General features: G+C 62.2%; 6 protein-coding genes. All 6 read right to left on the reverse strand.

Annotation, left to right across the window (positions count from 1 at the left end; genetic code table 11):
• Positions 1-126 precede the first annotated feature (126 nt).
• Complete coding sequence (sov, locus tag ACFSDX_RS05115; protein ID WP_382312117.1) at positions 127-7,812, reverse strand: T9SS outer membrane translocon Sov/SprA; 7,686 nt, start codon at positions 7,810-7,812, stop codon at positions 127-129.
• 185 nt (positions 7,813-7,997) lie between these two features.
• On the reverse strand, positions 7,998-8,603 hold the full coding sequence (gene ruvA, locus ACFSDX_RS05120; protein ID WP_382312118.1) for a Holliday junction branch migration protein RuvA: 606 nt from the start codon (positions 8,601-8,603) through the stop codon (positions 7,998-8,000).
• A 197-nt stretch (positions 8,604-8,800) separates the two neighbouring features.
• Positions 8,801-11,071 carry an NADP-dependent malic enzyme gene (locus ACFSDX_RS05125; RefSeq protein ID WP_382312119.1) on the reverse strand — a complete coding sequence of 757 codons (2,271 nt, stop codon included), beginning with the start codon at positions 11,069-11,071 and terminating at the stop codon, positions 8,801-8,803.
• Positions 11,072-11,150: 79 nt separating this feature from the next.
• Positions 11,151-13,487, reverse strand: a complete 2,337-nt coding sequence (locus tag ACFSDX_RS05130; protein ID WP_382312120.1) for a LysM peptidoglycan-binding domain-containing protein — start codon at positions 13,485-13,487, stop codon at positions 11,151-11,153.
• 189 nt (positions 13,488-13,676) lie between these two features.
• A complete protein-coding gene (gene gatA, locus ACFSDX_RS05135; protein ID WP_382312121.1) occupies positions 13,677-15,113 on the reverse strand; it encodes an Asp-tRNA(Asn)/Glu-tRNA(Gln) amidotransferase subunit GatA in 1,437 nt (478 codons plus the stop codon).
• Between the two features lie 3 nt (positions 15,114-15,116).
• Positions 15,117-15,569, reverse strand: coding sequence for a Sec-independent protein translocase subunit TatA/TatB (locus ACFSDX_RS05140; protein WP_382312122.1), 453 nt, complete (start codon positions 15,567-15,569; stop codon positions 15,117-15,119).
• Positions 15,570-15,610: the final 41 nt, after the last annotated feature.

The raw sequence follows: 15,610 nt of genomic DNA on the forward strand, positions 1-15,610 counted from the left end.
GAAATGGTGAACTAGTGAAATGGTGAGTTGCCGCAAAAGTACGGCGAGCCAGCGGCTGTGGCCTCATCGGCAAAGCAAAAGCGGTAAGTTCAACATGCTCACTATTTCACCAACTCACTAGTTCACCTACTGCAAGCTGTAGCGCAGCTGCAAGCCGCCTTCGCTGGTGGCGTTGCGGAAAGCGTTGCTCACGCGAGGCTGCGTGATGGTTTGGGTAAAGTAGAACTGCAGGTTGAGGCGCGTGTTGAGCAGGTAGTCGATGGTGGGGCGCAACTGCACGGTGAGGGCGCCGTTGGTAATCTGCGAGGTCGGGATGCCCACGTCGCCTTGGGCGAAGGCCGCGCCGCCCGGCAGGTTGGGGATGGGGTCGATGGAGTTGAGAATGCTGCGCTGAATGGTGGTGTTATCGCGGATGCTTAGGTCGAGGCGGGCTTGCAAATTGTTCTTGAGTACGCGCTGCTCGCCGCCCACCCGGAAGGGCAGCTTAAGGCCGGCCGCCGCGTAGCCGATGCCGATGGTGAGGTCGGTGGCGTGCACCTCGGTTACCTGGGCATTGGTGGTGTTCAGGGCCACAGCGCGGCTGGTACTGTACTGCACGCGGCCGGTTACATTGTTGACGGTCTGGAAGTTGATGCCCACCAGCGGCGCCAGGCTTTCCAGGAAGCTGACCTGCCCCACCACGTAGTACGGAATATACTGGCCGGTGCTGTTGACGGCCAGCGGCACGAGCGCGTTGTTGCCAAAGTCGGGCTGCCGGCTGTAGCTGGTGGTGGTGGTGTAGCTACCAAGGGTGTATACCGACGAGTATAAGTGGTTGATAGTGAATGAGCGAAATAGCTCGCGCATGCCCGGCAGCTCGGCAAACGTGTTGTACTCCAGGCGCCAGTTGGGCAGCGGGAACATGCCGAACGGGTTGAAGCGCTTGGCCTCGTAGCCCTCCGACGACTTGCCGTGGTAGGCATCCAGGAAGCTCTGAATCAGCACGTCCTGCGAGTTGAGGCTAAAGAGTTTCGTGGTGGTGCCGCCCGCCGCTTGGGCTGGGTTAGCGGCCTGCAGCTTGGCCTGCACGGCGGCGCGGTTGGCCACGAAGCGGTCGAAGGCCTTGCTGGTTTCGCCGTTGGCCCCTAGGTCGCCAAAAAACGTTTGAATGGTGATGGTGGTGGCGCTGAACGAGCCCGTGCCCAAGGTTTGGGGTACCAGCCGGGCCAGGTCTTCGCCCGCCAGGGGCGTCAGGTAGCCCACTTCCTTATAAGCGGTCGAGGCCGTGTCGATGGTGCGGCGGTAGTACGACTCGTCGTTTTTAGTGCGCTGCCAGCGCGCATCGAGCTGCACGTTGAAGCCGCGGAAGGGCTCCAGAGCGGTGCGGGCGGCCACATTGTCGGTCAGCAGGGCGCTGTAGGCCGTGTTCAGGTATTGGCTCGATTCGGTGTACCAGCCCTTGCTCACCGCCTCCTGATAGAGCGAGGCCAGACTCATTTGCTGACCTAAAATGAATGGAATGCCCGGCGCCAAGCCACCTAAGCCATTGAAGTCGCCGTCGGTGAGGCCAAAGTAGCGGGTCCTAGGTAGGTAGCCCGGCAGCAGCGTACCATTGGAGTGGGCGTAAGTGAAGTTGATGCTGCGGGCCGTCATGATGGCGCGCAGGGCGGCCTTCACGAAGCGCAACGGGTCTTTGCGGGCCGTGTCGGGGGCGGCCGGCTGCTGGGGGCGGCCGCCGGGCGGCACCGGCGCGTTGGGGTTCGGCTGAACGGGGCGCGGCGCCGGCTGCGCGTTATTGATGATGTTCAAGAACCGCACCTTGTTGTAAAGCTTCACCAGGTCAATCTTGCCGTTGGCCGTCAGCTCGGCGTTGTTCTGCGCCGTGTTGCCTAGGTTGATGGCCACGGTGGTGGTATCGGTGGGGTCAATGGTATTGTCGGCTAGGCGCCTCGGGGTGGGCGTGCGGGCGCGCAGGGCCGTGGAGGCCGCCTGCCAGCTGTAGTGCGCTGAGTAGCGCACATCGGCCGAAAGCCAGTCGGTGAGCGGGAACTTGTCGAGCGGCAGCCGGTAGGTGGCCGAGATGGTTTGGTCGAAGTTGGTGGTGCGGCCGCCGCGCAGCAGGTTATTCCACTGCTGCTGGCGGTTGGCCTGGGCCTCGGCACTATTGCCGATAGAGCGGCCTACGCCCTCGTCAATCACGCCGCGGTTGTTGGCGGTGTAGTCGATGGCCAGGGCCTTGGTCACGTCCCAGCGCATATCATACACCCGGTTGATGTAGAATGACTTGTAGTAGACGCCCGCGATGCCGGCGGTGGTGGGCAGCGTGCCCGGCTCCAGCACCCGCTGCAAAAAGCGCTCGTTGTAGCGCCGGTCGAGGTCAGTGCGGAATGAGAAGCGGCTGGGCAGCGGCGTGAAGTTGATTTCCTTGAAAATCTTGAGGTAGGGATTATCCAGCGCCTTGAAGCTGCTCAGGGGCGTGAAGTTGCGCGGGGTGGTTTGGTAGATGTAGGCCAGCGCCGCCGTGTACGAGCGCGAGTAGTCGCGCTGGGTGTTGATGTCGGAGTGCGTGCGCTCGGTGATGGCGTAGCTCACGGCCACGTTCTCGATATCCCAGGGGTGCACTTTGGTTTGGGTGGGGCCGCGCTCCTTGCGCACGTTCAGCACCGAGATGCTGCGGCTGGTGGTGCGGTCTACCACCAGCTTCTTGTACTCGGCCTTGGCGTCGGCATCGGCAAACTTGAGCAGGCTCTGCTCGAGCTTGGTGTCGGGGTCGAGGGGGTCGTACTGCGGGGTGGTGGTTTGGGTGCTGGCCTGCACCAGCACGGGCACCCGCAGGCGCAGGGTGGGCGGCAGAAATTTATCGGCCGCCACCGTGGCGTTGAGGTCGCCCCGAATCACGTCGCTGGTCGAGCGGGCCTGGGCCTTGTCCTGCAAGCCCCCGAAGCCCACGCCCACAAACGAGCCCGTGGCCGTGATGTTGGCCAAGTCAGCCAGCTTCACGTTGAGGCGGGCGTTGGCGGCCCAGCCGCCCTGGGTTTCGAAGTCAAATACCCGAAACTCGTCGGCCCACAGGCAGAAGGTTTTCGAGCTGGTGTTACCCACTTTCACCGGGTTCAGCACCCCAATCATGCAGCCCTGCACCGCCGAAAAGTCGGGGTTGCCGAGGATGGTGAGGTAGGCCGTTTTGCCGCTGGGCAGCAGCACTTTCTTCACGTAGGGCACGGTGAGCGGCCAGCCGCGCTGGTTGCGCTCGGCCTTGGCGTCGATGAAGTCCTGGAAGGCTACGTCCACGTTGTTGCTCTCGGGCCACACGTCGCTCTGCACCGTTTGGCCGGCCGTGGTAAAGGTCAGGGGCAGCGAGTATTCGTAGTAGTTCTGGGTGTAGTCGGTGCCGATGCGCAGGAATGCCCGCACGCTGTCGCCCTCCTGCGTGCTACTCACCGTGTTGGGGTCCTGCGAGTCGGCGTGCAGGTACATGCGCAGGCGCTTATAGCGCAGCATGTTGATGGTGAGGTTCTTGTAGGCAGCCTTGGCGTAGCCGTCGCGCAGGTTTTCCACGCACAGGCGCAGGCTCTGCTCGTTTTGCTGGCGCGCCACCGACGACGAGCCGTACTCGATGTCGCGCGTGATGCCGGGCGGCTGAACGTAGGGAATCGACCCGTTAGTGGCCGCCCCAGCGCCCAGGCCGTTCTCCTCCACGCTTACCGTCGATACGTTGAAGGCGTCGGCATCGGTGGGCTGCGAGGTAAGGCCGATGCGGGGGTCGGCAATGCGGCTGAGGTAGCGGCGCCACTGGTTGGCCACGAACTGCGGCTGCACCATGCGCAGCACCACCGGCTGCTGCCAGCCGGTGAGGTAAAAGCGCATGAAGCGGATGTTCTTGAAGCCAAAATCGGCGCCGTTGTTGCCCTGCACGCGCTGGTACTCGCGCACCGGAATGCGGAATTGATACCAGGTATTCGTTTCGGTAGTGGCCGCGCCCGTAGTGCTGACGATGGGCGCCACTACTTTGTCAATGATGTAGTTCTCGCCGATGTTCAGGCGGCCCGGGCGCAGGTCCATCGCGTACTCGTAGTACTGCTCCGAGTCCTGCACCACGTTGTCGCGGTTCAGGTCCTCCTTGTCGGGGTAGGCCGTGGAGCTGAGCTGCGAATTCTCGGGCGAGTTGCCATCGTAGTTGTCATAGTCCTTGTAGCGACCTAGGAGCTGCACGTTGTTTTGGGTGTAGCTCGGGTCGAGGTGGTGGCGGAAGTCGTCGGCGGCCGGGTCGGTAAAGGCGCCAAAGTTGCCCGGCTGCCCGGTCCAGAACACTTTCTCGTCGGTGTTGCCGAAGCCGTCGAGGCCTACGTCCTGGAGGGCGCGGGCGCCCGCGGCGGCGCTGAAGGCATCGGTTAGAAACTGCTGCGTGGTCACGCGGCCCCAGGCGGTGCCGGTGGTGAGCAAGGCCGGGTCGGGGTCGGCAGGCGTGGGCAGGCCGTTCTCAAACTCGTGCTGGTTGCTGTCCTTCAGCACGTCTTCGCTCACGTTGCCCAGGTTCAGAATAAACTGGCCGCCAGCATTGGGGTCATTCGCATAAACGTTGGGGGTTTGAGGGTCATCAATTTTAGTGAGCTCTCGGTTGCTGGCGGTTGCGAAAGGGTCCAGCATCCAGAACTCTAGGTATTCGATGTTAGCGTTGTCAAAGTCCGTATCGAACGTAATGCCCCGCGAAATGCCCCCGAAGCGGGCCTGGTTAGCAGCGGGCGAGCGGTCGGTAAAGCGGCGTCTGTCGGGGTCGCTGGCGTCAATACCGTCGGGTAGGAAGTTATACGGCCCCCGCTCGCCGGGGTAGTAGGCCAGGTCAAAGGTGTATTCGTAGCCGTTGCCGGTAGTGCCTAGGTCCTTGATGGGGAATACTTCATTACGCTGGACACCCCGCGTATAAAAGTTATTGAGCGTGGCGCTGGCAATGCCCGACGTGCCATTGCCGCCCGTGTAGTAGCTCTGGTCGATGGTGTACCAGGCCAGCTTGCCGCGGCGGTAGTTGCTGGCCAGCCCGGTGGCCGTGCCCAGGATGGGGGCCGGCGTGGCGGCCAGGCGCCACGCCGGAATCGAGGCCAGCCCGCTCAGCGTGTAGGGCGTGCGGGCGTTCTCAAAGTCGTCGATGTAGCTCACGCCATTCTCGCCGCGCCCCAACTGCGCCCGGCCTGGAATGAGCTTGGCTACCTCGCCCGTAAAAGCTACCGTCGAGAGCTCCTTGGTCGACACAACGGGAAGCATATCCACTAGCTTGGTCAGCACTCGGCTGTCCTTGCGGAAGCTCACGTCGCCGCCCAGCATGGTGTTGTTAGCCGGCTCGTCACCGATGTTCACGCGGTTGATACCGGGCGCCTGGTTTTCCAGGATGTGCATGGCCGTGAAGCCAAACAGCGCGTCGCGGTTGGCGGCGTAGTCGAGGCGGGTGCCCACCAGCTTGCGCGGCTGCACTTGCACCAGAGCGTTTTTCTCGAAGGCTATCCGCAGCTCGTTGGCCGCGCTTAGGTAGGCGGTGTTGAGGATTTTGACCTTGGCCTGGTCGTAGAATACCTGGTAGTCGACGCCCTCCGTCAGCAGCGTGCTGCCCGAGTACACCTTCACCGAGCCCTGCGCCACCCCAATGCCGGGCAGGCTGATTTCGTCGGAGCCCGAGGCGCCCTGGAAGCGCCCGCGCAGGTAGAACTTGTCTTTCACCTGCTCTTGCTGCGCATCGCTCTGCGTGCGGTTATAGAGCGACTGGTACACGTATTTCTGTACCAGCGCCCGCTCGGCGGCGGCCACGGTAGCGTTGGTATTGGCCGTGTCGAACTGCGCCCGCAGGTAGGAGCCAAACGGCTGCACGCTCGGAAAAATAATCTTGCCTAGTTCCGGGTCAATGGTGATGCCCGGGAAAAAGTCGAAGTTGCCGTCGGCGTTGCGGTCGTTGTTGGCATTCACCCGGTCCAGCCCCAGCACCTGAATCAGCGGCGTATTCTGGATGCGGGCGCCTTCCTTCAGCGAAATCAAGTCCACGCCCGTGGCGTCGTCCTTGTAGATAATCTGAAGGTTAAAGTTGTCGCGGTTGAGCTGTGAAGCGTTCAGGGGATAGATGTTTTTCATCATCAAATCCCAGGCTGGCGTGTTGCGGGTTCGCAGGTTCGGGTTCAGCTGGTTAAAATTTGCCGTCGGGTTGTCGTAGGCCACGGTGCCCACGCCGGGGTTGGTGGCTTTCAGCAGCTTCAGGTAGATTACCTGGTCCTGGGCGACGTTGCTGTACTCGTTTATCGTTTCGCCCACTGTGTAGGTCTTACCGTTGTAGAGGTACGAGTAGCTCACGCCCAGCACCTGGTCGGGCAGCAGGGCCGTGTTCAGGTTCACGTAGCCGAGCTGGGCGTTGAAGGTGTATTCGCTGGTGGCCAGCTTGCGGGCCCGCACGCGCTCGTAGTCGAGGTTCTTCACCAGCGCTACCGTGCCGCCCGGGGCGGGCAGACCACCTAGGAACTGCTCCACGTTCAGGTTGTCGCGGGTGGCGCCGGCGCCGCGCAAGAGCGTGTTGTAAAGCGAGTTGCCAGCGTTGTCGGCGGGCTTTACGGCCACGGCCGCCGTGCCGCCCGTTTGGTTGTAGAACTGCGAGCGCAGGGTGCGGTCGCGGCGGGGCTCGCCTAGGTCCATGAGTGCCACCACGTTGCGCAGGTTGTCGGTGGTGCGGTTGTCGTTAGTCACGTACACCTCCAAGCGGGTGACAGTGATGCCGCTCTGCACCGTGGGCAAGCCCCGCAGGTTTTGGTCGTACTGGTCGCGGAAGTACTGGGCCAGGAAGAAGTGCCGGTCGCGCTCGTACTGGCTGGCCTTCAGCTCGTAGGTGCGGCTCTGGGCGCCGTTTTGCACCCGCACCTCGTCGGCCGAGCCACGTAAAGTGGCCGCCACTGCCGTTACCCCTAGGCGCCCAAACTGTAGCTGGGTTTTGATGCCGAACAAGTTAGAGCCACCCGTTATCAGCGAGTTATTCAGCGGCATGCTCACGTTGCCGAGGTCTAGCTTGCGCAGGATGTCGGTGGGCTGGCCCACGTAGTCGAACTTCATCTGGTTGTCGAAGTCGAACGCCGCCTTGGTGTCGTAGTTGAACGTGAGCTTGAGCTTGGTGCCCACCTGGCCGCTCAGGTTCAAATTCAGGTTTTGGTCAAAAATGAAGTCGCCCACGCTCTGCTGGCGCAAGGTCAGGGCCGGGTTGCGGTTGGTGTTGAAGCGCGCGCCCGCCTTCAGCGTCAGCGAGCCCGCCGGCCGAATGTCGATGTAGCGCCCACCAAAAATGCGGTCGGCCACCGGCCCGATGTCAATCTTCGGAATCAGCCGCTGAGCCTGCGCCGAGCCCGGCTGCGCCCCGGTGCCTGCCACGCCGCCCTGGCTGCGCAGCCGGTAGTAGTCGTTGATGGCCTGCCGCTCCTGAAACCGCAGCAGCTCCTCCCGCGTGATTTCGGTCGGGTCGCGGTAGTCGATGTCGGCGCCCACCGTTTCGCGCACGTTGTAGCGCTTGAGGCTGTCGTCGGGCGTCACCGTCATCTGCACGCTCTTGGGCAGGGGCAACACCAGCGGCGAGCGCCGCCGCTGCGGCGAAAACCGGCTGCCCGGCCGGTCTTGGGTGCGCACCCTAGGGCGCCGGCTGGGCCGGTAGCGGCCCGTGTCGGCGGGCACGGTTTGCGCGGGCAGTCCTTGCAGGGGCAACCCCAGCTGGCCCGCCCACGTAAACACCCCAATTGCTACGCGCGAATGCCCCGCCGCCCCGGCTGAGCCCGCCCACGCCGCCGCCATAAATACTGACGAGACCAGCGTGGTCGTCAATATAGTAGCTGGGGTAAGTAATTTATAACCAGCAGATAGTAGAGACTTCAAGCAGATACAGAGGTTCGGCATCACCCTAGGAAGTAGGAAGATGCCGGGTTTAAGTAGATAAAGCTAATAATCTGGGCCGCTGCTGGTGCCGCCGCCCAAACCTGGGATACTGATATAGCTGCCTGGCCGCTTGCCTAGTGCGATTTCAGGGCAAATTTGATGAGCTCTTCCACGCTCAGCTCGTTGCCGTGTTTGTGCTGAATTTGGTCGAGGGTCTTTTCCGCCGCCGCGCGGGCAAACCCCAGCATTACCAAGGCTTGCAACGCCTCTTGGCGCTGGGTATTGTGCTGGCGGGCCAGCGGCACGGTGTCTACGCCAGCCTTGGCTAGCAGCTCGTCTTTGCGCAGCTTATCCTTGAGGTCGAGAATCACGCGCTGCGCCGTTTTCGGCCCTACGCCCTTGATGCTCTGGATGGCGCGCACATCCTCGTTCACGATGGCCTGCCGAATTTCGCTCACCCCCATGCTGCTCACCATGTTGATGCCCGTGCCCGGCCCAATGCCCGACACCGAAATTAGGTGCAGAAACAGCGCCTTTTCGTTGGGGTCGAGGAAGCCGTAGAGCGTCTGCCCATCTTCCTTAATGTGCTGGTAGGTAAAGACTTTCACCTTCGCATCTTCGGCCGGCAGCTTGGAGTAGGTACCTAGGGAAATCTTAACTTCGTAGCCCACGCCGCCAGTGTCGATAATGGCTTGAGTGGGGTCTTTATAGGCGAGTTTACCGTCGAGGTAGGCTATCATGGCGAGGGTGGGGGCAGTGGGCTGCCGAGGGAAAGTTGCTGGTCAGGGCCTATTGCTGGCCCGGCAAGCGGTTCTTGGCTTTATACTATCAAAAATAAGCGCGGCCCGGCCAAATACTAGCAAGGCGGCCCGAAAGCAAGCTGTTTGCTTTCGGGCCGCCTTGATAAAGTGGTAAAATAACGCGGGTGCGTACTGGGCTACAGCGCCTTACCGCCGCGCTGGGCATCGACCACCGCAATGGCCGTCATGTTCACAATCTCACGCACTGAGGCGCCGAGCTGCAAGATGTGGATGGGCTTGCGCATGCCCATCAGCACGGGCCCGATTACCTCGGCGCCGCCGATTTCCTGCAACACTTTGTAAGCAATGTTGCCCGACTCCACGTTGGGGAAAACCAGCGTGTTAGCGCCCTGCTCGGCCAGCGGCGAGAAGCCATACTGCTCGCGCAGCAGCTCGGGGTTGAGGGCCACGTTGGCCTGCATCTCGCCGTCGATGAGCAGGTCGGGGTACTTGGCCTTGGCCAGCGCCACGGCGTTGCGCATCTTGTCGGGCAGCACGCCCGAGTTCGAGCCGAAGTTGGAGTACGAGATGGCCGCAATGCGGGGCTCGGCATCGAAAAACCGCACGGCCCGCGCCGTGAGGCCAATAATGCCCACTAGCTCTTCGGCGCTGGGGTTGATGTTCACCGTGGTGTCGGCGAAGAAAAACGGCCCCCGGCGGTTCTGGATGATGTACATCGAGGCCACCCGGCTCACGCCCTCGGCCGGCCCGATTACCTGCAGCGCGGGCACGATGCTCTTGCCGTAGTCCTTCGTAAAGCCGGTGATGCAGGCGTCGGCCGCGCCGGTTTCCACCATCATGGCGGCGTAGTAGTTGCGCTCGCGCATCAGGCGCCGGCCTTCGTAGAGCGTGATACCTCGGCGCGAGCGCTTCTGATAGAATAGCTCGGCGTACTGGTGGCGCGTCGCTTCTTCCTGCAAAATGTCAATAATCTCGCAGCCCTCCAGGTCAATATTATTCTCTTGGGCAATGGCCTGAATACGGTCCTGCGGCCCCAGCAAAATGGGCAGGGCAATGTTTTCATCGCGCACAATCTGCGCCGCCTTAATAATCTTGTAGTTATCAGCCTCGGCAAACACCACGCGGCGCGGCCCCGAGCGGGCAGCCGATGTGATGCGGTTCATCAGCTTCTGGTTGACCCCTAGGCGGGCGCGCAACTCGTCCTCGTAGGCCGTCCAGTCGGTGATGTCGCGGCGGGCCACGCCGCTTTCCATCGCGGCCTTGGCCACGGCCGGCGACAGCGTCGTAATCAGGCGCGGGTCGAGGGGCTTCGGGATGAGGTAGTTGCGACCGAAAGCCAGTGTATTATCGCCGTAGGCTTTGTTCACCATGTCGGGCACGGGCTCTTTGCTCAGCTCAGCCAGGGCGCGCACGGCGGCCAGTTTCATGGCCTCGTTAATCTCGGTGGCCCGCACGTCCAAAGCTCCCCGGAAGATGTAGGGAAAGCCCAGCACGTTGTTTACCTGGTTAGGATGGTCCGAGCGGCCGGTGGCCATAATCAGGTCGGGCCGGGTGCTCATGGCCAGGTCGTAGGCCACTTCCGGGTCGGGGTTAGCCAGCGCAAATACGATGGGGTTGTCGGCCATCTTCAGCAGCAGCTCGGCGGGCAGCACATTGGCCGCCGACAGCCCTAGGAATACGTCGGCGCCTTCCAGCGCCTCGGCCATCGTGCTGACGGGCCGCTGCGTAGCAAAGCGCATCTGCATATCGGCCAGGTTGGTGCGGCCCGCGTTGATAACGCCGTCCTTGTCGAAAACCACCACGTTTTCGAGCTTCACGCCTAGCTCTAGGTACAGGCGCAGGCAAGACACGGCCGCCGCGCCCGCGCCGCTCACCACGAGCTGAATCTCGTCAATCTTCTTACCCACGATTTCCAGCGCGTTCAGCAAAGCCGCCGACGTGATGATGGCCGTGCCGTGCTGGTCGTCGTGCATCAGCGGGATGTTCATCTTGTCACGCAGCTCCGTTTCGATGCGGAAGCACTCCGGTGCCTTGATGTCCTCTAGGTTAATGCCGCCAAACGTGGGCTCCAACGCCTTCACGATGCGGATAAACTCGTCGGGATCCTCGGCGTCAATCTCAATATCGAAGCAGTCAATACCCGCAAATTTCTTGAACAACACACCCTTGCCCTCCATCACCGGCTTCGAGGCGGCCGGCCCAATATTGCCGAGGCCCAGCACCGCCGTTCCGTTAGAAATAACTGCCACTAGGTTGCCCTTGGCGGTGTATTTGTACACGTCGTCGGGGTTTTTGGCGATGGCCTTGCAGGGCTCGGCCACGCCCGGCGAGTAGGCCAGGGCCAGGTCGAGCTGGGTGCTCACGGGCTTAGTAGGCACTACCTCGATTTTGCCCTGGGGGCTCTGCTCGTGGTAGTCGAGCGCGTCTTGGGGGTTGATTTTGAGCATGGTGGGGAGTTAGACCAAACAAAAACGGCCGCGAACCAATCGCGGCCGTTCGGCAAAAATACACTTTATTTGGCGGGAGCTACCCGCCCACTACCAGCTTTTGACCCGGTTTTACCTGGTCGCTAGCCAGGTGATTGAGTCGCTTTAGCTCGGTCAGCGTCAGCCCAAAGCGCTTGGCAATGCTAAAAAGCGTGTCGCCGGGCTGCACGGTGTGGGTTTCGAGTTTGGGGCCACTCGGGATATTTTTAGCGTGGCGCGGCGCCGGGTTTTGCACCGCCACGGGCAGCGCCGTGGCATCGGCGGGCGCGGCAAGGCGCAGCTGCTGCCCGGCCAGCACGTTCTCGGTCGTCAGCTTATTCCACGCTTTGAGCTGCTCCACGCTGATACCCTGCATTTGGGCCAGCTTGGTGAGGTTATCGCCCGGCCGCACGGTGTAAAGGGTGGGGGCCGCTTCAGTTTTTTCCTCCCTAGGTCGGCGGGTTTCTGTTGTCGTCCGGCCAGTGGTCCGGCCCTCGACCGGTGAGCTGGCTACGCTAGTGCGGCTGGTGCGTGAAGGAGGCGTAGCGTTAGCATCTTCTGGCGCCAAATCCGGCTCGGTAGTAGCGTCTACGCTAGCCACGGACTCAGTCCGCATAGCGTTGCGCGTGTTGTCGCGGCGCTTGGCCGTGCGGGCCGATTGCGAAGGCGTTGGTGCCACAGCAGCCGCCACCGCGTCGTCGGTGGTAGTCGAGTCGGTGGGCAGACCTAGGCGCGTGGCAGCCGCATTTTTAGCCGCCGCCGCTGCCTGCGCGATGGATAAGCGCCGCTGCGCCGCTGCCCGGGCCGCCAGCTGCTTTTTTACGCGGGCTAGCTCCTGGGCCTGCGCCACCTCGCGGGCGGTGCGCTCCTGGGCCAGCCGGGCGTAGCGCACATTAGCGGCAGCGAGTATCTGTAAAGTGCTGTCGGTAGCTGCTGCGTGGCGAAGAGTGGCCACCGTGATGGGCGGCGGAGCTACCGCGGCCACTAGGGTCTGCTCGGTATGCGGCGCGGCTGCGGCCGGGGCGGGTACTAGCACCAGCAGCTGGCGGCCAGGCTTCAGCGATTGGTCTTTGCGCAAGCCGTTCCACTTGCGGAGCTGGGCCGGGCTTACGTGATATCTCTCGGCTACGGTGGCCAGAGTTTGCCCGCGGCGCAGCGTGTAGTTGAGGCGGCGGAGGTGGGGGGCGGCCGCCTCCGTATCGGCATGAGCGAGCTGGCTGCCCGTCGACCAGGGCTCCACACCGTTTAATTGGGCCAGCAGCGGCGCTAGTGGGCGCGGCAGCTCGGCGGCCGGCTGGCAATAGGCCAGCAGCGTAGCGTGGTCGACATCGCCTAGGTGCTCGCGCGCCGTTGCCGGAAACCGCAGCACGTAGGGCCGGTAGCCGGCCGGTAGGCCGGCGTGGCGCAGCTCGGGGTTGTAGCGCTGCAGGGCCAGCGAGTCGGCGTACCCGAGGGCGCGGCTGAGGCGACGCAAATCAAGAGCCTGCCCGTGCAGGGTCAGTGTGTCGAGCTGCTCGTAGTGCTGGTAGCGCATCGAGGAGTTGTGCAGGTCGTGCTCCTTGGCATAGGTCATCGCGTACATGATGGCCGTGAAAGTGGGCACGTAGTTGCGCGTTTCGGCGGGCATGTGCGGGTACATCTCCCAAAAATTGCGCTTGCCCGTTCTCCGAATCACTCGTTGCACGTTGCCCGTGCCCCAGTTGTAGGCCGCCAGCACCAGCTCCCAGTCGTGAAATATGCGGTAGAGGTCGCGCAAGTATTTGCAGGCAGCTTCCGTAGATTTTTCGGGGTGCATGCGCTCGTCTACCCACTCGTCGCGCTTGAGGCGCAGGTCGCTGGCCGTAGGGGGCATAAACTGCCATAAGCCCACGGCGCCCACTCCCGACTTGGCGGCGGGCAGCAGGGCCGACTCCACCACCGACAGATATTTTAGCTCATCGGGTAGATTGTACTTCGCCAGATATTTCTCAAAAAGTGGGAAGTAAAAGTCGCGGCGCTCCAGTACCCGCTGGGTATAGCCGCGCTGGCGCTCGGTAAAAAGCCGCACGTAAGCCATCACCGCATTGTTGAATTGGTGCGGGGCGGCCGTTTCAAAGCAGCTCATGCGGTCGCCCACCAGCTCTTGCAGCGTCGTTGGGGTTTGCAGCCAGGCTAGGCGTGCCGAATCTACCGTGAGCTCAATGAGCGGCTCGGCGGCCAGCGAGTCAATAGTCGCGGCGGGCAAGTCAACTATCTGACGTACAGTATCGATAGGTAGAGTGCGGCCCGCACGGGGCAACTGCTGGGCCGCGGCTGGCAGCGCGCCCAGCGCCAGCGCCCACCCGAGCAACCGGCCCGTCAAACGGCCCCGCAAAGCAGGACGCTTGGCCAACGCGGGTACTTGGTGCGATACTTTCATTGAGCTAAGGTAAAATACAAGTTATGAACCGCCTAACCGTTAGCAAACCTTGCTAAAAAAACTGACTGGCTACGCAGCAGTTCGCTACGTAGTCAGTCAGTTGAATATTTGGCACCTAGGGAACCGCCTTTAGCAAGGACGAGCTACCAGCAACAACCGGTGAAAACCGATTGCCTGCGGGGCTTGCGCCTAGCTGCCGGCGGGCACGGCCATGAGCTCGTTGGCAAACGCCAGCAAGTCAGCTTCCCGGAAAGCACCGCTCATAATCTGCAAGCCAATGGGCAAGCCTTGCGCATCTTGCCCGGCCGGAATAGATATAGCCGGCACGCCCGACAGCGAGGCCTGCACCGTGAAAATATCGGCTAGGTACATTGACACCGGGTCCTGCTTTTCGCCAATCTTAAAGGCTGTGGTCGGGGTAGTTGGTAGCACCAGGAAGTCATATTGCCGCAGTAGTTCGTCGGTTTTCTCCTTGATGAGCCGCCGCACGCGCTGCGCTTTGGTGTAGTACGCATCGTAGTAGCTGGCACTCAGCACAAACGTGCCCAGCATGATGCGCCGCTGCACCTCGGGGCCGAAGCCCTGCGCCCGCGTTTTCTTGTAGAGCGACTCTAGGTCCGTAGCATCCGGCGCCCGGTAGCCATACTTCACCCCATCGAAGCGCGAAAGGTTAGAGCTGGCTTCGGCCGTGGTGAGGATGTAATACGTCGGAATCATCTCGTCGAGGTACGGGAAGTCCACGGCTTCGACGAGGTGACCCTGGCTGCGGAGCGAGTCGAGGGTGTCTTGCAGGGCATCGTGTACCTCGGGCTGCAAGCCCGGCCGGTCGATGGCTTCTTTGAGGTAGCCGATGCGGTAGTGGGGGAGGGGCTCGAGCAGCGCACTATAGGCGGGCACCGCCTGCTGGCTGGCGGTGCTATCCATGCCGTCGGCGCCCGCCATTACTTCGAGCAGGCGGGCAGCGTCTTCTACCGAGTGGGTAATCGGCCCAATCTGGTCAAACGACGAGGCAAACGCCACCAACCCATAGCGCGAAATGCGCGAGTAGGTGGGCTTGAGGCCAATAACTCCGCAAAAAGCGGCCGGCTGGCGCACCGAGCCACCCGTGTCGGAGCCAATTGAAGCCAGGCACATATCGGCTTGCACTGCCACGGCCGAGCCGCCCGATGAGCCGCCCGGTACCCGGCTAGGGTCCTGCGCATTGCGGACCGGGCCGAAGGCCGAGTTCTCGTTCGAGCCGCCCATGGCAAACTCGTCGCAGTTTTGGCGGCCGATGAAAATAGCGTCTTCGGCCAGCAGCCGCTGCACGGCGGTGCCGGTAAAGAGCGACTTAAACCCGTCAAGGATGCGGCTACTGCTTTGCAGCGAGTGGCCTTGGTAGGCCAGCACGTCTTTGAGGCCAATGACCATGCCGGCGAGGCGGCCCGCGGTACCTAGGGCCAGCTTTTCGTCCACGGCGGCGGCTTGCTGGCGAGCCTCATCGGCCCACACTTCCAGAAAGACATTCAGCTCGGCGTTGCGCTGGGCGATGTTATCGAGGTAATACTCAACGAGCTGGCGGCAGGACGTAGTGCCCGCCGCCAGCTCGCGCTGGATTTCCGAAAGGGAAGAAAAAAGAGGTTTCAAATCTTATGCGTCAGGTGAAGGCTGGTCGAGGCGCGGCTTGTTGGCAGGCGCACTGCCCGGCAGGGGCGTGTCGTGGGCGTGCGGAACGTGAGCTACGGCGGGCGAATTTACATCATCTGCGGCATTATACACCGGGTGCACGGGCTCATAGGCGGCAGGGGCAGTGGGCGGCACGTGGCCATACTGCGGCTGCGACGGGTCGTAGGGCTGCGGCTGATACGGGGCTTGCGGCTGCGGCGGGTACTGGTTGGCGTATTGGTTTGGGCGTGGCTGGCCGGCATTCTCAAACTCGTTGCGAATCTCGCTGCTGGCGTCCTTAAACTCGCGGATGCCCTTACCAAGGCCCCGGGCGAGCTCCGGAATTTTATTGGCACCAAAGAAAATGAGAATGACGACCATAATCAAAATCAATTCGGAGCCGCCGATATCACCTAGAAAAAGCAGGGAAGAAGTCATGAGAAAAGAAATTAAAGCGAAGTATTAAAAAAAAGCTGCGC

The sequence above is a fragment of the Hymenobacter bucti genome (genome assembly GCF_042681145.1).
In the GTDB taxonomy this organism is placed as follows: domain Bacteria; phylum Bacteroidota; class Bacteroidia; order Cytophagales; family Hymenobacteraceae; genus Hymenobacter; species Hymenobacter bucti.